Annotated in this window: 26 protein-coding genes; 12 read left to right on the top strand and 14 right to left on the bottom strand. The window is 52.2% G+C overall.

Annotated features, from left to right (window positions below; all coding sequences use genetic code 11):
- The first annotated feature begins 257 nt into the window (after positions 1-257).
- Positions 258-944, top strand: a complete 687-nt coding sequence (locus U8T64_RS04165; protein WP_322181234.1) for a histidine phosphatase family protein — start codon at positions 258-260, stop codon at positions 942-944.
- A gap of 941 nt (positions 945-1,885) precedes the next feature.
- On the opposite strand, the gene U8T64_RS04160 is transcribed toward U8T64_RS04165, so the two are convergent.
- Positions 1,886-4,000 carry a glutamine synthetase III family protein gene (locus U8T64_RS04160; protein ID WP_322181232.1) on the bottom strand — a complete coding sequence of 705 codons (2,115 nt, stop codon included), beginning with the start codon at positions 3,998-4,000 and terminating at the stop codon, positions 1,886-1,888.
- 310 nt (positions 4,001-4,310) lie between these two features.
- Positions 4,311-4,532 carry a winged helix-turn-helix transcriptional regulator gene (locus tag U8T64_RS13855; RefSeq protein WP_367575395.1) on the bottom strand — a complete coding sequence of 74 codons (222 nt, stop codon included), beginning with the start codon at positions 4,530-4,532 and terminating at the stop codon, positions 4,311-4,313.
- Here U8T64_RS13855 and U8T64_RS04150 point away from each other — a divergent pair.
- The 8 genes from U8T64_RS04150 (at position 4,422) to U8T64_RS04115 (ending at position 11,910) form a co-directional block, all read left to right on the top strand.
- Positions 4,422-4,793, top strand: a complete 372-nt coding sequence (locus tag U8T64_RS04150) for a hypothetical protein (RefSeq protein WP_437125996.1) — start codon at positions 4,422-4,424, stop codon at positions 4,791-4,793. The genes U8T64_RS13855 and U8T64_RS04150 overlap by 111 nt on opposite strands.
- A gap of 232 nt (positions 4,794-5,025) precedes the next feature.
- On the top strand, positions 5,026-5,388 hold the full coding sequence (locus tag U8T64_RS04145) for an ArsR/SmtB family transcription factor (RefSeq protein WP_322181230.1): 363 nt from the start codon (positions 5,026-5,028) through the stop codon (positions 5,386-5,388).
- Between the two features lie 264 nt (positions 5,389-5,652).
- Positions 5,653-5,871, top strand: coding sequence for a cation transporter (locus U8T64_RS04140; RefSeq protein ID WP_322181228.1), 219 nt, complete (start codon positions 5,653-5,655; stop codon positions 5,869-5,871).
- Between the two features lie 76 nt (positions 5,872-5,947).
- Complete coding sequence (locus U8T64_RS04135; RefSeq protein ID WP_322181226.1) at positions 5,948-7,810, top strand: heavy metal translocating P-type ATPase; 1,863 nt, start codon at positions 5,948-5,950, stop codon at positions 7,808-7,810.
- 597 nt (positions 7,811-8,407) lie between these two features.
- Entirely contained in the window at positions 8,408-9,136 is a 729-nt protein-coding gene (locus tag U8T64_RS04130) for an ABC transporter ATP-binding protein (RefSeq protein WP_322181224.1), read from the top strand.
- The gene (locus U8T64_RS04125; RefSeq protein ID WP_322181222.1) at positions 9,133-10,050 is read left to right on the top strand and encodes a SufB/SufD family protein; all 918 of its coding nucleotides are present in this window, start codon (positions 9,133-9,135) and stop codon (positions 10,048-10,050) included. Before U8T64_RS04130 ends, U8T64_RS04125 begins: the two co-directional genes overlap by 4 nt.
- A 146-nt stretch (positions 10,051-10,196) precedes the next feature.
- Positions 10,197-10,538, top strand: coding sequence for a hypothetical protein (locus U8T64_RS04120; protein WP_322181220.1), 342 nt, complete (start codon positions 10,197-10,199; stop codon positions 10,536-10,538).
- Between the two features lie 319 nt (positions 10,539-10,857).
- Positions 10,858-11,910 (top strand): Gfo/Idh/MocA family protein, encoded by a 1,053-nt coding sequence (locus U8T64_RS04115; protein WP_322181218.1) that lies wholly within the window; start codon positions 10,858-10,860, stop codon positions 11,908-11,910.
- 407 nt (positions 11,911-12,317) lie between these two features.
- On the opposite strand, the gene U8T64_RS04110 is transcribed toward U8T64_RS04115, so the two are convergent.
- Together U8T64_RS04110 and U8T64_RS04105 are read right to left on the bottom strand one after the other, a co-directional pair.
- On the bottom strand, positions 12,318-13,235 hold the full coding sequence (locus tag U8T64_RS04110) for a phosphotransferase family protein (RefSeq protein ID WP_322181216.1): 918 nt from the start codon (positions 13,233-13,235) through the stop codon (positions 12,318-12,320).
- A complete protein-coding gene (locus U8T64_RS04105; RefSeq protein ID WP_322181214.1) occupies positions 13,232-14,083 on the bottom strand; it encodes a GNAT family N-acetyltransferase in 852 nt (283 codons plus the stop codon). Before U8T64_RS04105 ends, U8T64_RS04110 begins: the two co-directional genes overlap by 4 nt.
- 142 nt (positions 14,084-14,225) lie before the next feature.
- On the opposite strand from U8T64_RS04105, the gene U8T64_RS04100 reads away from it, so the two are divergent.
- Positions 14,226-15,593, top strand: a complete 1,368-nt coding sequence (locus U8T64_RS04100; protein ID WP_322181212.1) for an MATE family efflux transporter — start codon at positions 14,226-14,228, stop codon at positions 15,591-15,593.
- An 84-nt stretch (positions 15,594-15,677) separates the two neighbouring features.
- On the opposite strand, the gene U8T64_RS04095 is transcribed toward U8T64_RS04100, so the two are convergent.
- From U8T64_RS04095 to U8T64_RS04060, 8 genes are all read right to left on the bottom strand, one after another.
- Positions 15,678-16,664, bottom strand: a complete 987-nt coding sequence (locus U8T64_RS04095) for a uroporphyrinogen decarboxylase/cobalamine-independent methonine synthase family protein (protein ID WP_322181210.1) — start codon at positions 16,662-16,664, stop codon at positions 15,678-15,680.
- A gap of 43 nt (positions 16,665-16,707) precedes the next feature.
- A complete protein-coding gene (locus U8T64_RS04090; protein WP_322181208.1) occupies positions 16,708-18,213 on the bottom strand; it encodes a recombinase family protein in 1,506 nt (501 codons plus the stop codon).
- Between the two features lie 544 nt (positions 18,214-18,757).
- Complete coding sequence (locus tag U8T64_RS04085; RefSeq protein WP_251318753.1) at positions 18,758-19,180, bottom strand: RNA polymerase sigma factor; 423 nt, start codon at positions 19,178-19,180, stop codon at positions 18,758-18,760.
- A 331-nt stretch (positions 19,181-19,511) separates the two neighbouring features.
- Complete coding sequence (locus U8T64_RS04080; RefSeq protein ID WP_251318752.1) at positions 19,512-19,682, bottom strand: cysteine-rich KTR domain-containing protein; 171 nt, start codon at positions 19,680-19,682, stop codon at positions 19,512-19,514.
- Between the two features lie 19 nt (positions 19,683-19,701).
- On the bottom strand, positions 19,702-20,103 hold the full coding sequence (locus U8T64_RS04075; RefSeq protein WP_322181205.1) for an FMN-binding protein: 402 nt from the start codon (positions 20,101-20,103) through the stop codon (positions 19,702-19,704).
- Entirely contained in the window at positions 20,100-20,669 is a 570-nt protein-coding gene (locus U8T64_RS04070; RefSeq protein ID WP_322181203.1) for a flavodoxin family protein, read from the bottom strand. The genes U8T64_RS04075 and U8T64_RS04070 overlap by 4 nt, the downstream gene beginning before the upstream one ends.
- Positions 20,666-21,310 (bottom strand): TetR/AcrR family transcriptional regulator, encoded by a 645-nt coding sequence (locus U8T64_RS04065; RefSeq protein WP_251318750.1) that lies wholly within the window; start codon positions 21,308-21,310, stop codon positions 20,666-20,668. Before U8T64_RS04065 ends, U8T64_RS04070 begins: the two co-directional genes overlap by 4 nt.
- A 260-nt stretch (positions 21,311-21,570) precedes the next feature.
- Positions 21,571-21,903, bottom strand: a complete 333-nt coding sequence (locus tag U8T64_RS04060; RefSeq protein ID WP_322182020.1) for a plasmid mobilization protein — start codon at positions 21,901-21,903, stop codon at positions 21,571-21,573.
- A 78-nt stretch (positions 21,904-21,981) separates the two neighbouring features.
- Here U8T64_RS04060 and U8T64_RS04055 point away from each other — a divergent pair, with 78 nt between their 5' ends.
- The gene (locus tag U8T64_RS04055) at positions 21,982-23,100 is read left to right on the top strand and encodes an ISAs1 family transposase (protein ID WP_322181201.1); all 1,119 of its coding nucleotides are present in this window, start codon (positions 21,982-21,984) and stop codon (positions 23,098-23,100) included.
- A 588-nt stretch (positions 23,101-23,688) separates the two neighbouring features.
- Here the strand turns inward: U8T64_RS04055 and U8T64_RS04050 are convergent.
- Positions 23,689-23,970: a hypothetical protein gene (locus U8T64_RS04050; protein WP_322181199.1), complete on the bottom strand. Its 282-nt coding sequence runs from the start codon at positions 23,968-23,970 to the stop codon at positions 23,689-23,691.
- Between the two features lie 169 nt (positions 23,971-24,139).
- On the opposite strand from U8T64_RS04050, the gene U8T64_RS04045 reads away from it, so the two are divergent.
- Positions 24,140-24,646: a helix-turn-helix domain-containing protein gene (locus U8T64_RS04045; protein ID WP_322181197.1), complete on the top strand. Its 507-nt coding sequence runs from the start codon at positions 24,140-24,142 to the stop codon at positions 24,644-24,646.
- Between the two features lie 289 nt (positions 24,647-24,935).
- Here U8T64_RS04045 and U8T64_RS04040 read toward each other — a convergent pair whose 3' ends face one another.
- Entirely contained in the window at positions 24,936-25,877 is a 942-nt protein-coding gene (locus U8T64_RS04040; protein WP_322181195.1) for a hypothetical protein, read from the bottom strand.
- Positions 25,878-25,882: the final 5 nt, after the last annotated feature.

Raw genomic sequence — 25,882 nt, 5'->3', positions numbered from 1 at the left:
CTGCCTCTCCGCTTTCCGTTTTCGGTCGTCATGAAAATACTCCTTGCCTTTTGTGCTTCACCTGTTTCTGTGAACTGTGGTTTAGAGGGTCTGCTTTTTCTGAGATTATACAATAAGTAAATAGGAAAGTAAAGGAAAAAACGGGGAAAAGAGCGGGATTTTCAAAAAATTTGTCTTTTATAGAGAAAAAGGATTCCAAAGAATTTTTTCGGGGGAATTTTTTAACTCCCAGCTTTTGTGAGAAAGGAAGGCTGTCTGTGAAATCTTATGTGATCTATTTGCTCCGCAATATGCCCTGTGAGGGAAATCTGGAGGGGCGCTATATCGGAAGAACGGAATCTCCTTTGGCGGAAAGCTCGGTAAAGGAACTTTTGGAACTGAAGCGGACCTTTCAATACCCTAAGGCGGAAGCGTTTTATGCCAGTCCCTCCGTCCGGTGTGTGGATACCTTAAAGCTGCTGTATCCTCAGGCGGAGCCGGAGGTCATTTTGGAAATGGCGGAATGTGATTTTGGGGACTGGGAAAATAAAACCGCGGAAGAGCTGAAAAATGAGCCTGGCTTTTCTCAGTGGCTGGAAAGCGGCGGACAGACCGCGCCGCCTCACGGAGAAAGCAGCCCGGTATTTGTACAGCGGGTATGCATGGGCTTTGAGATGCTGGTGCAAAACCTGATGGCCGCGGGAAAAACCACAGCGGTGCTTGCGACCCATGCCGGGGTACTTACCACCCTTCTTGCCGCCTATGGCCTCCCCAGGGCCAAGCCCTTGGATTGGATGTGCTCTCCCGGCTGCGGGTACGCCGTGCGGATCACGCCCAGCCTGTGGATGCGTTCCATGGTCATGGAGGTCATCAGCCAGCTGCCCCAGGGCGAAGAAAACCAGCGCCCGGATCACCTGGTCATCGACCTTGCGAGAGAAGCAGCGGAAAAGGCTTACGGGGATTAGAGGCTGGATACGGGATTCTAGATGTTGGACGAATGAAAGACGAGCGTACATTAGTAATTATCAATTAGTAATTAGTAATGAAGGGAAAAGTCCGGGCGATAATATAGTTTTATACACAGTTCCTTCCTGCCATTCTGAGGAACGAAGTGACGAAGAATCTTGTCCTTCATTGTCTGAGTAAGGAGATGAAGAACGAGATTCTTCACTTCGTTCAGAATGACAAGAGGCAAGAGAGAAGCTTGCTGCTAAATTGTAGTTTAGCAGTTACCCTTGGCCCCCCTGAAAGGGGTGCTGTGCCCCGGTGGGGCACGTCCAGCACTGACCGAAGCGAAGCGTAGAAAGCAGTCAGCCGATAGGCTGACTGAGGGGTTCCGACCGTATAGCAGAAAAGGCAGGTTTTATGCTGGATTCCAGCGAGCTGGGACCTCTCCACCACCTGACGGTGGTCCCAGAAGATTGCAAAACAACCTTCTTCCTCTATTCAGGGGTGAGCGCGTCCCGGTGGGGAGGTCTCCAGTGGAGACCTCCCTGACCCGTTCTCAGCTGTCGCTTCGGTTGCTGTGTCCCGGTGGGGCACGTCCAGCAATGTCTGAGCCTACAGGCGAGAAAGGCAAGGGGTTGCTGCTATTCGTTAGCCCTACAAATCCCAATTTATCGTACTAACCGCCCTCTTGTCATTCTGAGGAACAACGTGACGAAGGATCTTGTCCTTAATCCCAGGACGAAAGGACAAAGAACGAGATTCTTCACAAAGAAAGCAAAGCTTGCTTTGCTTTTTGTTCAGTAATGACAGGAGGAAGGTGAGTGGATAACCGCCAATTCCAATTTGCCAAACGCTTCCCCCGTCCTTCATTGCTTATTCCTCATTTCTAATTTAAAAAACCGTGTGGAAAAGATAAGTCCTTTTCCACACGGTTTTTAGCAGTATTTTATCAACAAGCTCAAATCCGGAACATGAGATCCGCATAGGTGGGATAGGGCCAGTGATCGGAGGAAACATTCAACTCCATTTCATCTACTGTGGCCCGCAGGGCCTCCATGGCGGGGATCATGGTATCCCGGTAATAGGAGGCAACGGTCAATACGTTTTCACTGGTAGTTCTGGGATCCGCCAAAGCGGCTTCCAAGCCCTCCGCCTGCTCGTAAGCGGTATCCAGCAGGGCGGAAAGCTTTGTGAGCAGGGCGGTTTCCGCCCTGCAGGGGAGATCCTTCTGAATGCTTCGCTTCGCGTTGATGGCTCCCGCCAGCTCGGCAAGGTAGGAGCTGACCGAAGGGATCACCTCATGGCGCACCATTCTGCCCATGGTGAGGGCCTCGATATGCAGAGTTTTACTGTATTCTTCCATGATGGTCTCGTAGCGGGCCTCCATTTCGGCCTCTGTGTAGATCTTATGGCTGGTGAAAAGTGCCACATTTTTCTGATCCAGATACCGGGGCAGGGCGTCCACCGTGGTGCGCAGGTTCAAAAGCCCGCGGCTCTCCGCTTCCTTGACCCACTCCTCCGAGTAGCCATCGCCGTTAAAGATGATGCGCTTGTGCTCGGAAACCACCCGCTTTACCAGAGAAAGCACGGCGGCCTTCAGATCCTTCGCACCTTCCAGCTCATCGGCAAACTGCCGCAGCTCCTCCGCCGCAATGGTGTTCAGCATGATGTTGGGGCAGGCAATGGAAAGGGCGGAGCCCAGGGAGCGGAACTCAAATTTATTTCCGGTAAAGGCAAAGGGAGAGGTACGGTTCCGGTCTGTGGTGTCTTTATTAAAATCGGGCAGAACGTGAACGCCCGTTTCCAGCTTTTTGTGCTCTATGCCGCCATAGACCGCGCCGGACTCAATGGCGTCCAGAATTCCGGTGAGCTCGTCGCCCAGGAACATGGAAATAATGGCGGGCGGCGCCTCGTTGGCGCCCAGGCGGTGGTCGTTGCCCGCGGAGGCAACGGAAATGCGCAGCAGATCCTGATATTCGTCCACACCCTTGATGATCGCGGCCAGAAACAGCAGGAACTGGGCGTTTTCCGCCGGGTTTTTTCCGGGATCCAGCAGGTTTTTGCCGCCATCGGTGGAAAGGGACCAGTTGTTGTGCTTGCCGCTGCCGTTGACGCCGGCAAAGGGCTTTTCGTGAAGCAGGCAAACCAGACCGTGGCGCAGGGCCACGTTCTTCATGGTTTCCATGGTGAGCTGGTTATGGTCGGTGGCGATATTGGTGGTGGTAAAGATCGGGGCCAGCTCGTGCTGGGCGGGAGCCACCTCATTGTGCTTGGTTTTCGCCAGAATGCCCAGCTTCCAAAGCTCGCTGTCCAGCTCCTTCATGTAAGCGGCGATCCGGGGCTTGATGGCGCCGAAGTAGTGATCCTCCAGCTCCTGTCCCTTAGGGGCCTTTGCCCCAAACAGGGTGCGCCCGCAGAAGATCAGATCCTCCCTCCGGTCATAAAGCTCCTTATCCACCAGAAAATATTCCTGCTCCGGGCCCACTGTGGTGATGATCCGCTTGGTGGCGGTGTCTCCGAACAGCCGCAAAATGCGAAGGGCCTGACGGTTCAGATCCTCCATGGAGCGGAGCAGGGGGGTCTTTTTATCCAATACCTCGCCGCTGTAGGAGCAGAAGGCGGTGGGAATATACAGGGAATCCCCCTTGACAAAGGCGTAAGAGGTGGGGTCCCAGGCGGTGTATCCCCGGGCCTCAAAGGTGGCCCGCAGGCCGCCGGAGGGGAAGGAGGAGGCGTCCGGCTCGCCCTTGATGAGCTCTTTGCCGGAAAACTGCATGATCACCCGTCCGTCAGAGGTGGGGGAAATAAAGCTGTCGTGCTTTTCAGCGGTGATGCCGTTTAAAGGCTGGAACCAGTGGGTAAAATGGGTGGCGCCCTTTTCCACCGCCCAATCCTTCATGGCGCTGGCCACGGCGTTGGCCACTGTGAGATCCAGATCCTTCCCCTCGTCGATGGTTCTGCGCAGAGAGCGGTAAACGTCTCGGGGCAGCCGTTCCTGCATCACATCATCGTTAAATACCGCGCTGCCAAACAGCTCCGGTACTGTCCTGCGGTTTTCTGAACAGGTTCCCATCACAGATCACTCTTTTCTCAATATAGATTCAGATATGCTTTGGAATACACGTCCTAGCACGAAAGGCGCCGAGGGAAGACCCTTCAGCGCCTTTGCTGCTATGGGCATTATTGTAGACCAGGCAGCCGGTTTTGTCAATCGTTTTTTCACGATTTTTCCCGATTCTGCAAGCTGCATAGATTGATGCTGCAAATCGGCAAAGAATTCGGTGGAAAATTGCGATAGCCAAGTGGCCCGGAAGGCTTTCCGAAAAACGGTACGGGATCAGATCACGGGCAGCTTTCCAAATATATGGCGCTTCCTGCTTGACCTATTCCGGATTTCGGGCGATTTTGAAAAATCTGTAAGTAAGATACGCCCCAGGCTGCCCGGCGTGATGGGAACAGCCTTTCCTCGCGTTCCGGCAAAAGAATGGAAAAGCTTGTCGCTGCGCCAGGTTGCTATAGGCTTCTTCCCAGCTCTGCATGGCGTCAAGGATCGGCTTCAGGCTTTCTCCGAGCTCGGTAAGAGAATATTCCGCCCGGGGCGGCACCTTCGCGCATACCTGGCGAAGCGGTACAGAGCCTTTCTGCATCGGGTTCAGGGAAAGCATGTTCTTTTTCTGGAGTTGGCGCAGGGGCAAATACCCCCCGGAATCATCAAATATCCCTTCTGGCAGATGACGGCGGAAAGCCCCAGGGCGGTGTACGCCTGCATAAATTTAGGGGAAATGGTCTGTCCGGAGGAGATCAAAAAGCAATCCCTGTATATCGACAGGGATATTGCCGAGGTGCTGGATGTGATCAGGCAATAGAAAACGGGAAGAAAGCTTCCAGTGAAAACTTAATAGAAGCGGGAAAATGCTGTTGTTTTTCAAAACGGCAGGCTTTCCCGTTTCTGTTTTCATTTCAGGTCATAAAATGAACCGGGCTATATTGGGCGCCATATATCTGAAAAATTTGAAAGAATTTTCTTCTTAAGGGTTGACAAACAGAAAAGTTTTGCATATCATATGAACAATAGCTCATATGAAAGGACGTTGGTGTATGGCGAAAGCAAAAGGGGTCCCCAGGTGCGAGTATCTTTGCGTGCATCAGGAGGTCGTAGACCGGGTGAACCGGGAAATGCCGGAGGAAGAGCTGCTCTTTGACCTGGCGGAGCTGTTTAAGATCTTCGGGGATTCCACCCGGGTGAAAATTTTGTTTGTACTGTTTGAAGCGGAAATGTGCGTGTGCGATATCGCGCAGCTTTTGGGCATGACCCAGTCGGCCATTTCCCACCAGCTTCAGGTTTTGAAAAAAAGCAAGCTGGTAAAATACCGCAGGGAAGGAAAGACCGTGTTTTACACACTGGCGGACAGCCACGTGCGGACGATCCTGGACCAGGGCATGGAGCATATCACGGAGTAAGGCCTTCGGTTTTAGGCAACACCGCACAAAGACCGGACAGAGGCCTTGTACACAATTTGCTCGCATAGTTTCCGTCATAGCGCACAGCTTTCGTTTGCCGAAATCGCAAGACCATAAATGGTCTGATTGGCTGTGCTCGATCTGTGCACTCTGACGAAAAATCTGAAGAGTTAATCGGAGATTAACTCTTGTGCAGCTTCTTGCGCACAATCTCTGTGTGGTGTCGCCTTTACAAAAAAATTTGAAATAAGGGAGTGTCGGTACATGAAAAAGAAATTTGACCTGTTGGATCTGGATTGCGCGAACTGCGCGGCAAAAATGGAGGCAGCCATCAAAAAGATAGACGGCGTGAACGACGCCTCGGTAAGCTTTATGACACAGAAGCTCATGGTAGACGCCGAGGACAGTCGCTTTGAGGAAATTTTGAAGCAGATCGTAAAGGCCTGCAAAAAGGTGGAGCCGGACTGCACGATCATGCTGTAAAAACCCGGAAATTATGCAAACTTATAGAATTAAGTAAAGCTAATTTACTTTACATGGGAATGGGGCGAATTCTATTATGTCAGGAAAACAAAAGAAAATGCTGCTTCGCATTCTTATCAGCGCGGTGCTGCTGGTGGCGGCGGTGCTGATCCCCTATCGGAGCGGGTGGAGATTTCTGCTGTTTTTTCCGGCCTACTTTGTGATCGGCTGGGACGTGTTGTGGAAGGCGGTAAAAAATATTGCCCACGGGCAGATCTTCGATGAGAATTTTCTGATGGCCTTGGCTACGGTGGGCGCCTTTTGCACGGGCTTTTTCGGGGAAGGCGAATATCCCGAAGCGGTGTTTGTCATGTTGTTTTATCAGGTGGGAGAGCTGTTTCAAAGCTATGCCGTGGGAAGATCCCGGCGCTCCATTGCCGAGCTGATGAATATCCGGCCGGACTATGCCAATATCCGGCAAAACGGCGAATTGGTTCGGGTAGACCCGGAAGAGGTAGCGGTGGGAGAGCTCATCGTTGTCAAAGCCGGAGAGCGGATCCCCTTAGACGGCGTGGTGGTGGACGGAAGCTCTTCCTTAAACACCTCCGCTTTAACGGGAGAATCCCTGCCCAGAGAGGTGGAGCCGGGAGATGCTGTGATCAGCGGCTGCGTTAACCAGACCGGGCTTTTAGAGGTACGGGTCACAAAGCCCTTTGGGGAATCCACCGTGTCGAAAATATTGGAGCTGGTGGAAAATTCCAGCAGCAAAAAGGCGAAGGCGGAGAATTTTATCACAAAATTCGCCCGTTATTATACGCCTGTAGTGGTGATCGGCGCCGCGCTGCTGGCGGCGCTGCCTCCCCTTGTCACGGGGGAGAGCTGGTCTGTTTGGCTGAACCGGGCTCTTGTTTTTCTGGTGGTCTCCTGTCCCTGCGCGCTGGTGGTTTCCGTGCCGCTGAGCTTTTTCGGCGGGATTGGCGGCGCTTCCCGCAGCGGTGTGCTCATCAAGGGCGCGAATTATCTGGAAGCGCTTTCCCAAACTGAGATCGTTGTGTTCGATAAAACAGGAACGCTGACCCAGGGCGTGTTTCGGGTGACGGATATCCAGCCCGAGGGCTGTACGGAGCAGGAGCTTTTGGAAACGGCGGCTTTGGCGGAAAGCTATTCCGATCACCCCATTTCCCGTTCGTTGAAGGAAGCCTTCGGCAAGGAGGCGGACGCTTCCCGAGTAACTGACGCTCAGGAGCTTTCCGGAAGAGGGGTGCGGGCGGTGGTGGACGGCAAAACCGTCTATGCCGGAAACGAAAAACTGATGGCAGAGCAGGGGATCCGGTGCCGTCCCTCCGGGAAAACGGGAACAGTGGTGCATGTGGCGATGGACGGCCGCTATTTAGGCCATCTTATCATTTCCGACGCCTGTAAGCCGGACGCGAAGGAGACCGTTTCCGCCCTGAAGGCTCAGGGGGTAAAAAAGCTTGTTATGCTCACCGGGGACGCGAAAGAGGCGGGCGAAGCGGTGGCGGCGGAGCTGGGGCTGGATCAGGTCTATACCCAGCTGCTGCCTGCCGATAAGGTGGAGCGGGTGGAAGGCCTGCTTCAGGAAAAATCCCCGAAAGGAAAGCTTGCCTTTGTGGGGGACGGCATCAACGACGCGCCGGTGCTGTCCCGTGCGGATATCGGAATTGCCATGGGAGCCCTGGGCTCCGACGCGGCCATCGAGGCGGCGGATATCGTGCTCATGGACGATAAGCCCTCCAAGATCGCGGCGGCTATGAAAATTTCCAAGGGGACCCTGCGGATCGTACGGCAGAATATCTGGTTTGCCCTGGGCGTAAAGCTTTTGGTGCTGGTTCTCAGCGCCTTCGGCGTATCCGCCATGTGGGAAGCGGTTTTCGCCGATGTAGGTGTGCTGATCCTGGCAGTGCTGAATGCTTCCCGGGCGTTGAGGCTGGGGCGTTAGTTGTTAGCTGTTAGTTGTTAGTCGTTAGAGAAGGGCACGTTTTTCTTCTGTCATTTCTGGGCACAAAGCAAGGAGAACCTTGCCCTTGTATTCCTGAAAAAGGGCAAAGGGAGAGATTCTTCACCGGGAAAGTGCCAAGAAAGCTATAGCTTTCTGCACTTTTTGTTCAGCAATGACAGACGGAAAATGAGCAAGTAACCGCTAAATTATAGTTTAGCGGCGAAGCGCCGCGGCCACTGGTGCCCCTGCTTAGTGCAGGAAAATGATTTCTGACCCGACCGCAGGGACACCGTTAAATTATAGTTTAGCGAACTAGTCGTTAGAAAAGGGAAAGTTCTCTCTTTTGTCATTCTGAGGAACGAAGTGACGAAGAATCTCGTCCTTAATTCCAGGGCAAAAAGGAAAAGAACGAGATTCTTCACTTCGTTCAGAATGACAGGAGGGAGGTGAGTAGATAACCTCTAAATTCCAATTTAGCATACAAACCGCTTTGCCCTGTTTGGAAAGGCAGGAGAAAAATGGAAAACGGTCAATAGATCATCATTTGTCAAAAAAGCAAGGTCGCTTTACTCAATTAGAAGAAAGGAAGAATTTGAAATGCTGGAGGTAAGGCATGTTTCCTGGGCCGCGCCTGACGGAGAACAGATCCTGCGGGACGTGAGCCTCACTGTGCCGGACGGTGGGCTTACGGTGATCACGGGGCCAAACGGTGGCGGAAAAACCACGTTGGCAAAGGTGATCGCCGGGTTGGAGACCCCAAGCAGCGGTGAAATTTTCCTGAATGGGAAAGATATTACCGCCCTGGACGCCACAGAGCGGGCCAGGGCCGGGATCAGCTTTGCCTTTCAGCAGCCGGTGCGGTTTCAGGGCTTCACGGTAAAGCGTTTGCTGGAGCTGGCAGCGGGAAAAGAACTGACCGAAAAACAGGTCTGCCGTTTGCTGAGCCGCGTGGGTCTGTGCGGAAAGGAATACGCGAGCCGCCGGATGGACGCTTCTCTTTCCGGAGGAGAGAGTAAAAGGATCGAGATCGCAGGCGTTCTGGCAAGGCAGTCGAAGCTGTCTGTCTTCGATGAACCGGAGGCCGGGATCGACCTTTGGAGCTTTCAAAACCTGATCCGCGTGTTTGAAGGGGAGCGGGAAAAGCGCAAGGGAGCTTTGCTGATCATTTCCCACCAGGAGCGGATCCTGCGGATCGCGGACGAGATCGTGGTCATTGCCCAGGGGAGGGTACAGCGGCAGGGGAAGGCGGCAAGGCTGCTGCCGGAGCTTGCGCGAAACGGCGCCTCCTGTCCTGGCTGCCGAAGGAAGGAGGTCGATTTCAGATGAACAGTATCACAGAGCGGCTTCTGAATCTGGTTGCCGGTTGGAAGGGAAATTTTACCGGTGCTTATAGTGTACGGGAAAACGGACAGTGCAGCGAACTGCATTCCACCGAGCAGATTCGGCTTGTTCCGAAGAAAGAGCAGCCTGGTCTGGAGATCCACATTCTTCCCGGCACAAGAGGAGAAATGGTCTCCATTCCGGCCTGTGTGACCCATGGTGATGTAGACGACTTGGTCTACAACGATTTCTTTGTAGGGGAAGGGGCAGAAGTCACCATTATTGCGGGCTGCGGCGTGCATCTGGAAACGGGCGAGCTCGCCCGCCACAGCGGCGTTCACCGTTTTTTTCTGGAAGAAAACGCCCATGTGGTCTATGAGGAAAAGCATGTGGGCACCGGCGAGGGAGAGGGGCTTCGTTCCATCGATCCGGTCACGGAGATCCATTTGAAGCGCGGCGCGGTGCTGCAAATGGAAAGCGTGCAGCTGGGCGGCGTAGACAGAGCCCTTCGGAAAACCGAGGCCCGGCTGGAGGCCGGAGCGAAGCTGCTGATCCGGGAACGAATTTTGACAGAGGGCAATGAGGAAGCGAAAACGGAATTTGAGGTGTGCATGGAGGGGCAGGGGGCCTCGGCCGATCTGGTTTCCCGCTCTGTGGCAAGAGAGAATTCACACCAGGCCTACCATTCCCGCATCATTGGAAACGCGCCTTGTACGGGCCACTCGGAATGCGACGCGATTTTAGCAGGCCACGGCAGAGTAGACGCCGCTCCAGAGCTTTCCGCCAACCATGAGGAAGCCGCTCTGATCCATGAAGCGGCCATTGGAAAAATCGCGGGAGAGCAGATCATGAAGCTGCGTACCTTCGGCCTTACGGAGGAGGAAGCGGAAGCAAGGATCATAGAGGGCTTTTTGGAATAGGAAGCCGCGGCCGCGGCAGGAGAGATGCCGGAAAATTCCGCCGCCCGCAAATTTCCCCTTGAAAAATCAGGAAAATTCAGGCATAATAATATTCAGAAAGGACTGCGGCTGTCCTTTTTGATATCAAAAAAAGAGGGGGAACTGACATGGGCCGTTATATGGTAGACCTGCAGGTGAACCGCCCCGACGACCAGATCCGTCAGATCGTTACGGATTATATGGCGCGGGAGGGCTTTACCTATACCACCTACAAGGGGGAGGAGCTGTGGAAGAAGGGCGTCGGCATGATGACCGCTCCGCAGTTTATGAAGGTGAATTTCGCCAACGGGCAGGTACATATGGAGGCGTGGCTGAAATATGTGCTTCTGCCCGGCGTGTACTTCGGTGAAATGGGCGTTACAGGCTTTTATGCCATCGCCGTGAAGAAGCCTTTGAAAAAGAGAGTGGATACTCTGGCGGCGATCCTGACTCAGCAGGCGCAGGCTTGACGGGAAAAATACCGTAAAAAAAGCCGGGCAGACGGTTCAAAACCGTTTGCCCGGCTTTTTTACAGGTCTTTTCCGGAAAGGCGCGAGAGAAGCGCCTTGGCACTTTGTGTCAAAAATTCAAGAAAAATATTTCTGTATTTGCTAAAAAAACAATAGCAAAATTCTGCTGATTATGCTATACTGTACAAATGAAGCTGTTGGGAGGGCAATTTGGTTTACATAAAATAAATCCGCTTCTGTTTATCACAGCTGCGGAAAGTGACAAAAGCAATGTATCAGTACGTCAGACCGGCGATACAACGGAAAGGGGTCAGGACTTATGAAAACTGGAAAACTCGTTCGGGTGGCAGTGTGCGGCGGCGGCGCAGTGGCGCAGGCCAGGCATCTGCCGGAATATGCGGCCAATCCCAATGCCGGGATCACGGGGATTCTAGATTTTAACCGGGAGCGGGCGGAGGAGCTTTGTGAGCGCTACGGAGGCCGTGCCTACGCTTCCCTGGAGGAGGTGCTGGAGGACGAAACGGTGGACGCTGTCAGCGTCTGCACCCCTAATGTCACCCACGCCGACTACACCATTCGGGCTCTGAAGGCCGGAAAGCATGTTCTGGTGGAAAAACCCATGGCACTGGACCTCGCGGAAACAAGGGCCATGATAGAAGCGCAGAAGGAGACCGGAAAAATTCTAATGCTGGGCCACAACCAGCGGCTGGTAAAGGCCCATGTAAAGGCGAAAGAGCTGCTGCGGGAGGGGGCTATCGGCGAGCTGCTGTTTTTCCAGTGCAATTTTAAGCATGCAGGGCCGGAGACCTGGAGCGCCGACCCCGGAGCAGCCACCTGGTTTTTCCGCAAGGACAAGGCAAATTTCGGCGTTATGGGCGATCTGGGAGCCCATAAAATAGACCTGATCCGCTACCTGACAGATTCTGAGATCAAAAGCGTGTTCGCCAATATGATGACCTTGGATAAAAAGCTGCCGGACGGCACGCCGATCGAACTGGAGGATAACGCCGTGTGCATGTTCCATATGGAAAACGGTCTGCCGGGCATCATGAATTTCAGCTGGACCAATTACGGCGGGGAGGATAACGGCAGCACCATTTACGGAACCAAGGGTGTTATGAAGATTTTCGGGGATTATGTGGACGATATCGTTCTGGAAATGCGGGACGGCGTACAGGTAAAGTACAGCGTGGGCGCGATCCAAACCAACCAGAACCAGACAAAAAGCGGGGTGATCGATGAGTTTATCGCCTCTATTCTGGAGGGCAGGGAGCCCATTGTCACCGCTATAGACGGCCACAACACCCTGGCAGTGATCGAAACCGCCATGCGCTCCGCCCGGGAGAAGCGCTGGCTGGAGATCGAATATTGAACGAGTTTATTGGTTGCTTAGACTAATGTTTAATGAGCAATTAGCAATGAGGAATGAGCAATTTAAGGGCTTAATTCGGTAAATTGGAAGTTGGCATGTTAGTTGTTAGTCGTGAGTAGTTAGTTGTTAGGAAAGGAAAAAGCCCCCTCGTTGTTATCCTGAGTCACCAAAGGCGGCGAAGGATCTCGTCCTTTGCCCTTTATACGGGGATTAAGGACGAGATTCTTCGTCACTTCGTTCCTCAGAATGACAAGAGAGAGGGGACTCTCCTCTAACAACTAATTACCTTACGACTAACAACTAGTTCGCCAAACTATAACTTACCGTACAATTATCAAGCGTTGCTCGCAACGCCTGTGCCCTTATCTTTCGTCTAGCATCCAGCATCTAGAATCTAATTTGCTGTTTCACCGCAAAAGCTTTTTCAAGAAAAAATCTCTTGCTTCCTTTAGACTGGAAAACGGCGGAAGCTCGTCCCGTTGGGCCGCGGACAGCAGCAGGCCCGCTCCGAAATCGTGAATGCTGATGCTGTCCAGCAGCCGATCGACAAATTGTTCTCGCTGTGCTCCGGCAAATTCTTGCAGCAGAAAGGGATCGCACCGAAATAACTCTACGGCGATAGGCCCCAGCTCGTACCAGGTGGGCGCCAGGCAGGCGTCGGCGCAATCGATAACCAGCACCTTTTCTTTCCCGGTGACCAGCAGGTTTTCTCCGGTCAGGTCTCCGTGCACCAAAACCTTTTGGGAAAGGTCAAGTCTCCCTGCTCTTTCCCGCAGCTCCTCCGCCAGGGTGGGAGGCAGCTCGGAAAGGCGGGGATTTTGTAGAGCCCGTTCCAATAAGTCTATGGAAGGGAGCAGACTGTTTGCCGGGCGGTTTAGTTTACATAATATTTCCTTCGACCGCCGGACAAACCTGCGCTTCTGCGCGGGGGAAGCGCAGGCCAGCCAATCGCCCGCTTCCTGCCCTTCGGCGTATTCCATGATGAGATAAAAGAAATCGTATTTGTCCCGAATTTGCCCCCGGGCAAGTAAGCGGGGCGTGGGGATCCCCTGTTCCATCAGCCAGCCGCAGACAGCCGCCTCATTGTGAAAATCCGGCGCGGGGTCAAGTCCGCTTTCTTTGGGAAAGAACACCTTTGCCACGGTGTTTCCCGCCCGGAACACGGCGTTTGTGCCGGGGGTAAGCTTCTGCAAGGGCGCGAAGGGCAGCCTCTCCCGGCAATAGATTTCCTGAACCAGCGGGGTAAAGGCGGGAATAGACTGGTACACCCGCCCCCAGTCGTCCCAATTTGCAATGGTTTCATGAAAAAACTGTTCTGCGCTCATGCTTCCTCCAGGCGGCAGTCGAAATTGTCTTCCATGACTTGAAATCCAATTTTTTCATAGACCCGGTTGGAGATAGGATTTGCCTTATCCACAAACAGGGTGCAGTAATCAAACCTTTCTCCCAGCTTTTCCCGGCAGATGGCGGCCACTGTGTTTTGGCAGTAGCCCTTGCCCCTGTACTCCGGCGGCGTATAGACCCAGTTGATCCCCACCCCGTGGGGCAGAGAACGCCCCACCACTGCGGCCATGGAAACCGGGGCCTTTTCTTTTGTTTCCATCAGGTACAATCGGCCGTCCTGAATGATACTTTGGAACCTTTCCCGCATTTCCTCCGGCACGGATTCTTCCCGCAGGGCTTCTTTGGTAAACGCGCATGCCCAGTCCGTCACGATGCCCAGCTCGGACAGTTCCGCCTTGCGAACGGTGGCCGATACCACCGGCGGCTCGCACAGCTCCTTGAGAACCATGATATCCATGGCGGCCCGCACCCGGTAGGGCTTGCCGTAGGCGGAAAAGAATGCGTTGCACAGCGTCTTCGAGGCGTTCACGCCGGTGATCTTGATTTCTTCCCTTCGTAAATATTCCGCCAGCAGCACAGCGGCGGAAAGGGCGGCGGGGTCTCCGGGAATAGCGTTCAGGCAAAGATTGTAGGGCAGAGTGTTGCCGAACAGCAGCACGCTTCTCCCATCCTCTTTACAGCAGCCGAACAGCAGATCGGGGCGGCAGGGCTCGTCTCGGTAAGCTGCGGCGTTCCCTAGATTCAGCTGGCAGACCGCTTCAAACTGCTGTAAAAAGGCCTGGTTCTCTGTCAAAAATTCTCCGGGAGTTCCATAAATTTTTACGTTCAAGGCTACTTCCCCTTTCGCTTGGATTAGTATATTTGGCCTATTATAGCGAAAAAGCCCGGGAAAAGTCAAGGGAAGGCTTGTGTATTGCGGAAGTCTCCTGTATAATAGTTGCATACGCAACTTTTCAAAGGAGGGACCGCCTGTGACCCTGAAGGAAAAGCTTTGCCCCTATTTGGGGGACAGAGGCTTTTATAAAAATGTGGCGGCTATTGCCTTGCCGATTTCCCTGCAAAGCCTGATCACGATCGGCGTAAACATGATGGATACCATTATGCTGGGAAATTTGGGGGATACCGCTATTTCCGCTTCCGCCCTGGCCAACCAGTTTATCAATATTTTTCATATCTGCTGTATGGGCATGGGAATGGGCGCGTCGGTGCTGACCTCCCGGTTTTGGGGAATGCAGGATAAGGCCTCCCTGCGCAAAGCGGTTACGATCATGCTGCGGCTTTGCTTTTCCATAGGCATGCTTTTTACGCTGATCACGGTAATTACCCCGGATGGCATCATGCGCGTCTATACGGAGGACGCGGCCATCATTCAGGCGGGAGCCGGTTATTTCCGCTGGTCGATCCCCTGCTATCTTCTGCTGGGCTTTTCCCTGACCTGTACGATCGTGCTGCGCAGCGTAGGGCAGGTGCGGCTGCCGCTGATCAGCTCTATCGCGGCGTTTTTTATCAATGTCTTTTTCAATTATGTGTTTATTTTCGGAAAATTCGGCGCGCCCCGTATGGAGGTGGAGGGTGCGGCTCTCGGAACCCTGATTTCCCGCGCTTTTGAATTTGCCTTTATCTGCGGCTACTTTTTCTTCCGGGACCGGCGGATCGGCTACCGGGTGAAGCATCTTTTCCTGAAATGCGGAGATCTGGTAAAGGATTATCTGCGCATCAGCATTCCAGTGCTGGTCAGCGACGCGCTGCTGGCGTTTGGCAACAGCGCCGTGGCAATGGTCATGGGCCGGATCGGCGCCGCCTTTGTTTCCGCCAACGCCATTACCACGGTAGTGCAGCAGCTGAGTACCGTGTTCATTCAGGGAATCAGCAATGCCAGCGGCATTATTACCGGGCACACCCTGGGCGAGGGAGACGCGGAAAAGGCGCAGCGGCAAGGCGTTACCTTTCTGGGGCTGGGCGTTGTCATCGGTGTTCTGGCAGGCGGGGCGATCATGCTTCTCAGCACGCCGGTCATCAGCTGCTACCAAAATGTATCGGAGGAGGCCCGGCAGATCGCGGAGCAGCTTATGATGGCGGTGGGGCTGATCGTCATTTTCCAGGCCGCCAATTCTATTCTTACCAAGGGTGTGCTGCGGGGTGGAGGAGATACGAAATTTTTAATGGCGGCGGATATCCTGTTCCTGTGGGTAGCGTCTATCCCGCTGGGCTATCTGGCCGGCTTGGTCTGGAAGCTGCCTGCCTTCTGGATCTACATTTTTCTGAAGATCGATCAGTTTATCAAAGCCATCTGGTGTGTGTTCCGCCTGAAAAGCCGGAAATGGATCAAGAAAATATAAAAAAAGGAAGCGGTGCGGCACAGGCCGAAAACCGCTTCCTTTTTTTGGTTAGACTGGTAAGGGCTCCCATACCGGCACGGGCTTTCATTTCCGATGACCTTCACATTCCTCCCGGATCAGCTCCACATACCGCCTTACCTTTTCATAGGTGTTGTGGATCTGATAGACGTCCCGCTGGACGATCTCCAGGGTACAGCCCTCCGCGGCCCCCACCGTTTTCCGGAAATGGGCCCGTACCGCGTCCTCGTCCAGAACGCTTCCCACGCCGATCAGGGTGGGGTCCGGCTTGCGCAGGTAGGTGATCTCCTTTCCCCGCAGCCTTTGCCCCATAAATGCCTCATTGCACCAGGGGGAAATGGAAACCTTGCCCAAATGGGGAAGGGTGCTGAGGTAATCGTCCCAAATGGCGTGCACCGCTTCGCAGCAGCCATAGGAGACCCGCCCGTAGCAGTCCAGCACTTTTTTGTAATAGGGAAAAATGAATTCCCCGTACATGGCGGGGGAAAGCCCCGCGCTTTCCTGGCAGTCCATATAGCCCCAGATATCGGTGGTGTGGTAATGATCCTGGTTCGAGGGCAGCTTGTCGGTAAAGCAGTAAGAGCCCTGAGCTACCCGCTCGCTGCCGGTGGTGGAAAGCAGCCAGCCGTCCTGTTCCTCCGCCCGGAACAGGGAAACATAGTCGTCTGTGAGCTGATCCATCATGCTATGGAACTGTTCCGGATAGTCATACATGGCGAAAAACATGTTTTCCATGCTCATCAGATGAATGATATCCTGCACCGGGCAGGCATACAGGGAATGACCCACGAGCCTTGCCGGAAGGATTTTTCCGAACAGCTCGTTGTATTCGTCCATTTCCCTGTCTGTTTCCTCCTTCGGAGGTAAAATAAGCTGGGACTTTTGCAGCTTGTGGAAGTCCTGCTCCAAATCGGTGAGCTGCTCCACAAAATGGTGCCCCAGCCCGCCTTCCTTTTCCGAGTGCTCCACCCGCGCCGGCAGGCCGAAGGGAATCAGATAGCCGCCGCAGGAAAAGGGCATGTAGTCTGTCACGATGGTAGCAACGCTTAACAAGGGCACACAGGCCGTTGTATAAGGCGCAGATTATAAAAGGTGCTCAGATTTTCCACTCAAAGGAAACACGGTCGCTGGTGGCCTGAACCTGGGACAAAATAATGTCAGTCACTCGCCGCCGGTCGTCAAAGTCGATGTTGTTCCAGTTATGCAGATGGGCGGACAGAAATTCAATCTTTTGCGGGGAGATCGTTTCAGCGTTCAGCGCCGCAATCTCCTTGATAAGCCGTTGCCTGTTGGCGTCCAGCTCCTCGATTTTACCGTTGGCATAGGACAGCAGAACCGCATTAGCCCCGGTCAGTGTATTCAGCAGTTTTTCAATTTCGTCCTCCACCTGAGCCAGTTCCACATTCAAAACGGTCAGCTTAGGGTTGACAGTCGTTGCCTTGGCGGTCAGGGTTTGAAATTCGGAGAGCTTCTTTACCATTTCTCCATAGACGAATTGTTCAAACTCCGCCGTCCGAAGCGTCCCGCAGCCCTCACAGCTTTTGTTGTCGGCACGCTTGGAGCAGCGAAGATACTGCGTTCCTGTCGGATTGCCTACGCTCATAAGGGCATACCCGCACCGCCCACACTTGATTTTTCCGGCCAGCCAGGTATTCCGAGCCTTGCGCCCGCCCTGGAACGTGATATTTGCTAACAGCTTTTTCCTGCACCGCAGCCAGGTATCAGCAGGGACAATGCCCTCGCTGGGGGCCAGCACAAGGATTTGTCCCCGCAGGTCCTTGTTTTTTCGTTCCTGCACGTCCCGGCCCTGGTAGAGATAGCAGCCATTTGTTCCGGCGAAGTCCGCCGCGTCATTGACTACCACCGCACCCTGGCCCTTGAAAAACTCGTACAGTTCCAAGTCAGCCTGGGCGTAAATCGGATTGCGGAGCAGTTGGGAGATAAAGCCCCGTTTCAACTCCTTGCCGTAAATCAGGATATTGTTTTCAGCAAAGTACCGGGCAATATCTCCGAATGACATGGACGGTTCGGCGTACATCTCGAACATCAACCGGGCGATGTTTGCTGTGGCAGGGTCCGGGATCATCATTTTCGTCCGTATGCCTTGGATGGTGGTGGGCTCCAGCTTAAAGCCGAACGGGGCCGCGCCACTCATGTGGAAGCCCCTTTGACACCGGGAATAGTAAGCGTCGGTCACCCGCTTCTGGATTGTCTCGCGCTCCAGTTGGGCAAACACAATGCAGATATTCAGCATGGCCCGGCCCATTGGTGTGGAGGTATCAAACTTTTCCGTGGAGGAAACGAACTCCACGTTGTATTCCTGGAACAACTCCATCATGGTGGCGAAGTCCAGAATAGAGCGGCTGATACGGTCCAACTTGTAAACCACAACCCGGCGAATTAAGCCTTGCCTGATGTCAGCTAAAAGCTCCTGGAATTTTGGCCTGTCCGTATTCTTCCCGGAGTAGCCCTTATCTTGATAATCCTTGTGGTTCCCACCCCTTAACTCGTATTTGCAGAACTCGATTTGACTTTCAATGCTGATACTGTCCTTGCGGTCTACGGACTGTCTGGCGTAGATAGCGTCGATACGGTTTTCCATGATAGCTCCTTTCCTGTCGGGAAATGGAGCTGTCACCCTTTACAAATATATTATACCAAAGACAGCCCCAAGGCACAAGGATGTGGGAAAACGCAGAAAGACAGCACCCGGAAAAGTGCTGTCTTTCAACCTTGCCCCACCTCTGGTCATGGTGACCAGAAGCCCAGCGAGGATAATTCCATTTCGATCTATAATTGCGCCGTATTTGCCACGCACCCCGGCACAGGGGAGCACCCCAGGCCGCCGGCGGCTCCGGCTGTCATAGCTCCGCAATACTGCGAAGCTCCCCCGCAAGTCCATGGGAGGGCGTGAGCAAGTTTCATTATCCCCCGCGCTGTCGTCGCGCCCGGCTTGCCAGGGCCAGGTCAAAGGTTCGCGCTGATCGCTCGGCCCACTTCTCTCACCTCCTTGAGCGGGCTGTCCTGGCGGCGCGCCTTTCGTCGCTATTCACACAGGTTTTGTGCCTGGAATACTGTGTATTCAGTTGTCCTCAGTGTATAAGCCTCCTTACCTATCAGGCGGGAAAAGGGCCGTTTGTTGCTCCCTACCTGTAAAAATTTTTCAAAATTTCACAGAGATTTTTCAAGCCCCGGCGAATACTGCTGCAAATAGAGCTTTCCACCACATTTTCAGCCCTGGCAATCTCGGACTTTTTCTTGCCCAGAATGTAGTGGGCATACACTCTCCGGGCCTGGATGGGCGGGAGACGGTCAAGGGCGGCGTAGAGGACGGAACGGTTTTCCTCGTCCAGAATGATTTCCTCCGGGGTCAGGGGAGGGAACATCACATCCGGCTCAAAGCCGGGGTCAACGTCCAGGGAACACTCGTTATGCTCCCGCTTGCGGCGCTTGTAGCTGTCACACTGGCAGCCCCCGGTGGAGAGAACGACGGCGATTTCGTCGGAAACTTCCAGGGTGATATTTTCGGTCAGGTGGGGATAGTAGCGGTTTAATTTGATGGTTGTCATAAGTAACCTCCATTTCGATGTTGGCGGAAAGGGACAGATCGAAATGGAGGGGCGGGGAGCGGCAGCGAGCCTCTGGACACGGTGACCAGAAGCGCCGGGATAAAAAAACGCCCGCACAGCGCAAGGCTATACGGACGTGTCTGGGCGACGGGATATTACAATTTTCGCGGTTGCGGCCAGGGCTGCCCTTTAGGGGGAAAGGGCTTTTTTTGACAAGTCAGGTGGGGGAATAAAATAGAAAGGCACAGCATTAACCTCCTAACGGCTGCCGTACCTTTCGATAGAAAAGCCGATAACCGCATTTTTCATCTGCGTGTTATCGGCCCTGCGTCTATGCGTCTGGCTCTTTGATAACTGTTATTTTCAAATTCTTTGCGTCAATTATAGTTTCCTTTTTGCATTTTGGACAGAAAAGAGGATAATTTCTTAAGACAGTATCTTCTCGTATTCTGTCGCGGGTCTTATTCCCGCATATAGGGCAAAGTATCCATTCCATTAACATTTACCACCTTAACTTTTCGCTAATTGTTCTTAAGGGCGTTTTCAACTGCCTTTTTCAAAACTGTACTGGAATTGGTTGCGCCTGTTACGGCATCAACATCTATCCTCTGTTCTGAAATAATTTTCTCAACAACTGCTTCCGCAGCTTGGCCCCGCTCATTTTTGTGTTCTAAAATACGGATGTTTGTAATTACTCCTCCATGTACTGTAACTTCTACTTTAGCATGGATGAAATTAACATCGCATTCGCCAATATAGACCCCATTCGGAATATCCGAAAGGCAGATTTCTTCAATAGAAATTTCACTTACAGCGTGCTTATAATCGGCCACTTGCTTCAAATAGATTGCAAGAAAAATGCCTCCTACCAAAATAGCTAAAGCAATAATGGTTACGGTTGCTTTTTTTATAGAGCATTTCATCTCCAACACCTCTCTATTTTTCGCCATATCTGTTCAGGTACTTTCTTTGCTTTACCAGTATTTGCACAGACTACTTTCCCCATTGACTTCATCCCAGCGGTTTTGAAAAATTCGTCCATGTTTCGTATTGCTCCCCTGCTCTGTCCAAATAACCACGAAAATGGGGCTGGCGTATTGCAGGCGGTCAAGAGCATATATTTTTTCCCGGACAATCGAGGTTCTGGAAATGTTGCAGTTTCTTTCATAGCCGTTCCCAGCAAACGGTCAAATAGATTTTTTACCGGGGCGGGGACATTAGCCCAATATGTAGGTGCCGCAAGAAGTACAATTTGACTTTCGTGCAACAATAGAACGATTTCTTGCATATCGTCTTTTTGAATACACATTCCAGAGTCCAGACACCTTCTGCATCCAGTGCAAAAGGATATTTGCTTTTCGTACAAATTGATTTTGCTCACGATATATCCAGCTTTTTCTGCTTCGCGGATTGAATAGTCTAACATGGTGGCAGTTACTCCATCCGCACGAGGACTGCCTAAAATAGCAAGTACCTTTTTTGAATTCACTGTGTTTCCTCCGTATTTGCAATAGATTGATAAATCATGTTAAAGCCGTGTTGAAGAAATTCGTTTGGGGACAAGCCCATTTCCTTTTGGATGTAGTCCTTTTTATTCGCTGCCAAAAGAATAAGTCCCGATAGCATCCCCCAACATGAAAATGATGTTGGTATAAGTTCCATATCACGGCGCAGATCACCGCTTTCAATACCGGACAGCAAAAGTCCTTTTATCATTTTGTTTATTTCTTCTCCTACCTGATAACTTTCTTTTTCTTCCGGGAAGAAATCCTGGTTTTCAAAATTGATATTGATTTTTTCAAGCGTCATCTTAAAATAAAAAGGATATTCTTCCTGATACCGTACTAACTCTTTGCAAATCAAGTCGTACTTTGCCCTTGTTGACTTTTGATGTTGTAAAGCAGAAGAAATATAGGAACAAAGTTTTTTCATGCTGTCTAACACTAATATGCTTACAATTTCTTCCTTGTTTTCAAAGTACACATAGAGAGTTGCTTTGCTATATCCTGCCGCCTTAGCTATGTCATCCATAGACGTTGAGGAAATACCCCTTTCAGCAAATAATTGAGAGGCCACAGATGCAATGTTTTCCCGATGTACACTTCTTGGCTCCTTTTTTCGTCGGCCCATAGTATCTCCCCCTATAATTAAACTCTTAGTTTAATTATAGGGGGAGATAGGTGTTTTGTCAATAGCCACATACATAATTTTGCGGGAGTTTCCAAGGGAGCACGTAAGTGGCAAGCAGGGCAAGTGTATAACACTTGCGATTTTCGCCTTGCGAAAATGCTTGTTGGGGTGCCCCCAAACCCGCCGGGAGCTTCTGGTCACCGTGACCAGAAGCTCCCCTGTCTGCGGCCCCGTCGCTGACGCTCCTGGGCCTTATGCGCTTACAGCGCCACTATCTCCGAAAGTCTCTCCAGCAGTTCAGAGAGCGGTTCCCATAAATCCGCATAATCTTTTTGCAGAGCCTTGATTTCATTGGGGTAAACTCCTCCTTGGGTATTTGCCCGGACAGCAATCTGATTGAGATTATTTGCGCACCGCCTTTGCAGAGAGACGATTTCTTTGACAGGAGCGAGGTCAACATGAAGTACATAGCCGTTAAGAGCCATTTTCCGCATATAGGCCGAAAGGTTGCGGATGCCCACATCTGCCATACGTTCCCGGATTTTTGCCTGTTCATCCTGGGACAGCCAGACACAAACCGATGTACTCCGAATACGTTTCTTTCCTGCAACTACTGTTGACCACGGAAATCAATTTTTGCAAAAGGGATAAAAAGGAGCTATACTAGAGGGATGGGAAAGCAGCAAATAGTCGAATATTTCGAGGAAGTAGAAGCGAGCCGGGAATACAGCGGATATTTTTGCAGTATTCCGGAAGCGATTAGTATAGTGGTTCTGGGAAGTATGTGCGGACTGCGGAATATAAGCCAAATACACCAGTGGGCGGAGAGTGACAAAGTCAGCGAATTTTTGAAGGAAGAATTCGGAATTGAGCACATTCCGTGCTATTATTGGCTGCTTAGTCTGTTAAAACTGATAAAACCGGAATCGCTGAACAAGTGCCTGATGAAATGGGCGGAAAGCATACTGCCAAAGGAGCGAAAGGGACTCACCATATCTTTAGATGGGAAAACGGTACGCTCAACCTGCAAAATGGAGAGCTATGACAGCCCTCTGCACATCATCAGCGCCCAGATATCAGAATTGGGAATCACTTTTGCATCCAAAAGCGTGGAAGGGAAAAGCAATGAGATCCCAGCGGTCCAGCAGCTGATCGGTGAATTGGACATTCAGGAATGCATGGTGGTGGCGGATGCGCTGAACTGCCAAAGAGAAACGGCAGAAACAATCGTCCGGGGCAAGGGCGATTATCTGCTGGACGCAAAAGGGAACCAGCCTGTTTTGGAAAGGGAGATCAGGGAATATGTTCAGGATGAGAGCCTGAGAAAAACGATGGATCGCAAATCCGTCACAGAAAAGAGCCGGGATCGGATTGAAAGGCGGACTGCATATACCACAACAGATGTGGGCTGGCTTTTGGGGAAAGAAAAGTGGAAGAATCTATGCTGTATCGGCGCAATCAAGACAGAATTCGAGAGAAAAGGGGCTAAAACCGAAGAATGGCATTACTATATCTCCAGCCGCGATCTTACCGCCCTGGAGCTGCTTCATCATGCCCGGATGGAATGGGCCGTGGAATCCATGCACTGGATTCTTGATGTCCATTTTTCGGAAGACTTCTGTCGTATCGTAAATCGTACCATCCAACAGAACCTGAATATGCTCAGAAAGTTTGCTTTGAGCTTGATTAAGCAATTCAAAACCGCTTCTAATTCTAAACGTCCCCTTTCCCAAATTATGTTTAACTGCCTGCTTGATCCCTCGGTTATTTCTCATATCCTTGAAAATTGATTTCCCTGACTGTTGACTGACTTTCGGAGCCGTAAGCCACTGATTTTTTGCTACTCATAGATACCTCCCATAAATTCAAATGTTGACAGTATTCCGATAAATCGGGCCTGGGGAATGATACTATACCAGCTCCTATGAAACCAGGGCCGGAAACCCTTGCGGGGCAAAGCTTTGAAATTGCTAATTGTCCACATATCAGCCGTGGAAAGACAGCGGTTTGAGGGGGAAGCGGTTCGACTCTATCCCCCCGCCCTTTCCCTATCCAGGGAAAGGGGGCGGCTCTGGAGGATATATCCCCCGTCGCGCCTTGGGAGGTAGCACAACTGGGGCAGCCTGTCAAGGGTGCGGAGCACCGCCGCGTAGCGGCGGCTTTGCCCTTGACAGGCTGCCCCGGCTGTGCTATGGGTGGCGCGGCGACGGGGGATAATCCAGCAGAGCCTCCGTGGACGGAACGGGGAAAATAGGCGGGGTGCTTCTGGTCACGGTGACCAGAAGCCATACAAAAACACCGCTCCGTTTTTTAGCGGAAGCGGTGTTTTGTGTAAGGTTGACAGCCCATTTAGTTTGTTGTGCTTATGTATGCTCTTGTTAAGGGAAGATATCGTCGTCAAATAAGGTGTGGTTGACGATATTCATCAGGAAGCGCTCTTCCCATTTTCGGGCTTCTTCCCCGGTACATTCCAGCAGCGGGGGAAGGATATCCTCCCGGAAGGTCCATAGCTCCATGGTGACCATGGGGCGGCTGTCCGGGTCAAAGCGCCCGTGCTTTTCCCAGGCCTTCAGAAGCTTTTGCATTTTCTTACTGTGAGCAATTTCCACCTGCTGGTGGGCCAAATAGTCCAGTCTTTGCCGGTCTGCGTTGGAAAACATGACGGCGCACCTCTCTCTTTATAAGCTGTAAGTGCATTCTATGCTTTTTCCGTGTTTTTTTCAAGACCCGGCTCTCGAAAACCGGGAATTTCGGAAATTCCCGCGCTGTGTCCTGTGATTTTTCGATGAAGCGTGCTATGCTGAGCAAAACGAAAGGAGATGAAAAGCTGTGGACCAGCAAAAAATCGGCGGCTTCTTAAAGGAGCTGCGCAAGGAGCGGGGCGTGACCCAGGAGCAGCTGGCGCAGATCCTGGGCGTGTCCAACCGAAGCGTTTCCCGGTGGGAAAACGGGAACAATCTGCCGGACCTGGATCTGTTGATCCAGATCTCAGAGTATTTTGAAACCGATCTGGAAGAGCTTTTAACCGGAGAAAGGAGAACAGAAGAAATGGATAAAAAAACAAAGGAAACCGTATTGCAGGTGGCAGACTACAGCAACGAGGAAAAGCTTGCCCTGTTCAGAAGGCTGAAATGGCTGCTGCTGGCGGCCCTTGCCGCTTTTTTGGTCTACATGGTGCTGGACCTGTGGGAGCTGACGGCAACCCCCTTTTACGCCGATCTATCCGATGCCATGCTGGGCCTTGTATTTGGCGGGCTGCTGGTGGGCGTTCTCTACACCACCCGGTATGGAGAAAAATTCCGTGCCTTCAAAAAGCGACTGATCGGCAGAAAGTAAGCGTAGCATAAAATAACAGGCCCCCGAGCGGATGCTCGGGGGTCTGCCGGGCTGTCGATAAACTCTCTAACCGTAAGAAACGGAAGGGGGAAGAGTGTGAGAGGGGACCATCAGGGTCCCTCTCTCGCGTTTCAATCAGAACTTCTTGAGGGAATCTTTAATTTCCTCAAGAAGTTTGAGCGTGGCGAAAAGTTTTTTCGACACGCTCACAGGCCCCCAAGCGTTCGCTTGGGGGCCTGCCTGTCAATTCAGCGAAAAATTCTGCCGGCGCAAATGCACCGCGGATCGGTCAAGGCCCCGGAGAAGCGGCAGCTGTTTCACCGCCATAGGGATTGATAAGCCGCGTGCCATCAGGAAACATCATCATTACCAGGTAACCGTTTGGAGCTTCAAAATGGGGAGGAATGATTTCTTCAAAAGAATACTGCTTGGTTCCATCCGGCAGAAAAACGCCGTTTTTGCCTGCTATTCTGCCGTCGGGAAGTTGCAGGGCGTTTTCGTCCTTTTCAGACCGGTGGATCAGAACGCTTTCCTCCTCATAAGGCCCGCCATAATAGTATTCCTTCGCTATGATCCGCGTGCCGTCCGGAAGGGTCATTGCCGCCTCCGGTTCCGGATAGTTTACATAATTGAAGTAAAATGGAGCATAAGGCTGATAGACCGTAGCACCGTCAGGCAGCAGCACGCCCCGGCCGGTTATGCGCCTTCCATCGGGAAGCAAAATGTCGTAAAAGGTGCCAGTGGTGAGGATCGGATCTTCACCTTTCACCATCTTCGCCACAGGGCAGTCGCAGAGATCGTTGTTGAAATAATAGGTAGTCGCCACGATCCTGGTGCCGTCGGGAAGGGTCTGCACTGTTTCCGGAACCGTTCGATTCTCCTGAACATACGGGAACGGCGCCTGCTCCGCGTAAAACACTTTCCCGTCGGGCGTCACGACCCCCTCAGAGGTAATTAACCGTCCGTCAGGCAGCAGAGTTCCTTCCTCCGTGATCTTTGCCAAAAGGCTTTCCCCGTGAGCTTCATCAAAATAATAGGTAGGAGCTTCAGTTAGAGCGGAAGCCTCCGATGAGTTCTCCGGTTCGCTGGCAAAAGAGCTTGCGGGAGCAGAGAAAGCCGCCGGGCCGGAAGAAGCGTTTAAGGGAGAGCTTTCCTCACCGGCAGTACACCCGACGCAGAACAGCAGGTAAAGCCATAATGGAAAAAAGAAAAATTTCTTTATTTGGTTCATGAAAT

It is taken from the genome of Neglectibacter caecimuris, assembly GCF_034335015.1.
Lineage (GTDB): Bacteria > Bacillota > Clostridia > Oscillospirales > Acutalibacteraceae > Acutalibacter > Acutalibacter caecimuris_A.
Note: the sequence above shows the minus strand (reverse complement) of the source record. Positions and strands in the feature narration are given on the sequence as shown.

What these genes read in the sequence shown, in the direction of transcription:
- U8T64_RS04160 (WP_322181232.1), bottom strand. Translation starts at nt 4,000, where the DNA reads ATGGGAACCTGTTCAGAAAACCGCAGGACAGTACCGGAGCTGTTTGGC.
- U8T64_RS04145 (WP_322181230.1), top strand. Translation starts at nt 5,026, where the DNA reads ATGGCGAAAGCAAAAGGGGTCCCCAGGTGCGAGTATCTTTGCGTGCAT.
- U8T64_RS04140 (WP_322181228.1), top strand. Translation starts at nt 5,653, where the DNA reads ATGAAAAAGAAATTTGACCTGTTGGATCTGGATTGCGCGAACTGCGCG.
- U8T64_RS04135 (WP_322181226.1), top strand. Translation starts at nt 5,948, where the DNA reads ATGTCAGGAAAACAAAAGAAAATGCTGCTTCGCATTCTTATCAGCGCG.
- U8T64_RS04130 (WP_322181224.1), top strand. Translation starts at nt 8,408, where the DNA reads ATGCTGGAGGTAAGGCATGTTTCCTGGGCCGCGCCTGACGGAGAACAG.
- U8T64_RS04125 (WP_322181222.1), top strand. Translation starts at nt 9,133, where the DNA reads ATGAACAGTATCACAGAGCGGCTTCTGAATCTGGTTGCCGGTTGGAAG.
- U8T64_RS04120 (WP_322181220.1), top strand. Translation starts at nt 10,197, where the DNA reads ATGGGCCGTTATATGGTAGACCTGCAGGTGAACCGCCCCGACGACCAG.
- U8T64_RS04115 (WP_322181218.1), top strand. Translation starts at nt 10,858, where the DNA reads ATGAAAACTGGAAAACTCGTTCGGGTGGCAGTGTGCGGCGGCGGCGCA.
- U8T64_RS04110 (WP_322181216.1), bottom strand. Translation starts at nt 13,235, where the DNA reads ATGAGCGCAGAACAGTTTTTTCATGAAACCATTGCAAATTGGGACGAC.
- U8T64_RS04090 (WP_322181208.1), bottom strand. Translation starts at nt 18,213, where the DNA reads ATGGAAAACCGTATCGACGCTATCTACGCCAGACAGTCCGTAGACCGC.
- U8T64_RS04085 (WP_251318753.1), bottom strand. Translation starts at nt 19,180, where the DNA reads ATGACAACCATCAAATTAAACCGCTACTATCCCCACCTGACCGAAAAT.
- U8T64_RS04080 (WP_251318752.1), bottom strand. Translation starts at nt 19,682, where the DNA reads ATGTTAATGGAATGGATACTTTGCCCTATATGCGGGAATAAGACCCGC.
- U8T64_RS04075 (WP_322181205.1), bottom strand. Translation starts at nt 20,103, where the DNA reads ATGAAATGCTCTATAAAAAAAGCAACCGTAACCATTATTGCTTTAGCT.
- U8T64_RS04065 (WP_251318750.1), bottom strand. Translation starts at nt 21,310, where the DNA reads ATGGGCCGACGAAAAAAGGAGCCAAGAAGTGTACATCGGGAAAACATT.
- U8T64_RS04055 (WP_322181201.1), top strand. Translation starts at nt 21,982, where the DNA reads ATGGGAAAGCAGCAAATAGTCGAATATTTCGAGGAAGTAGAAGCGAGC.
- U8T64_RS04050 (WP_322181199.1), bottom strand. Translation starts at nt 23,970, where the DNA reads ATGTTTTCCAACGCAGACCGGCAAAGACTGGACTATTTGGCCCACCAG.
- U8T64_RS04040 (WP_322181195.1), bottom strand. Translation starts at nt 25,877, where the DNA reads ATGAACCAAATAAAGAAATTTTTCTTTTTTCCATTATGGCTTTACCTG.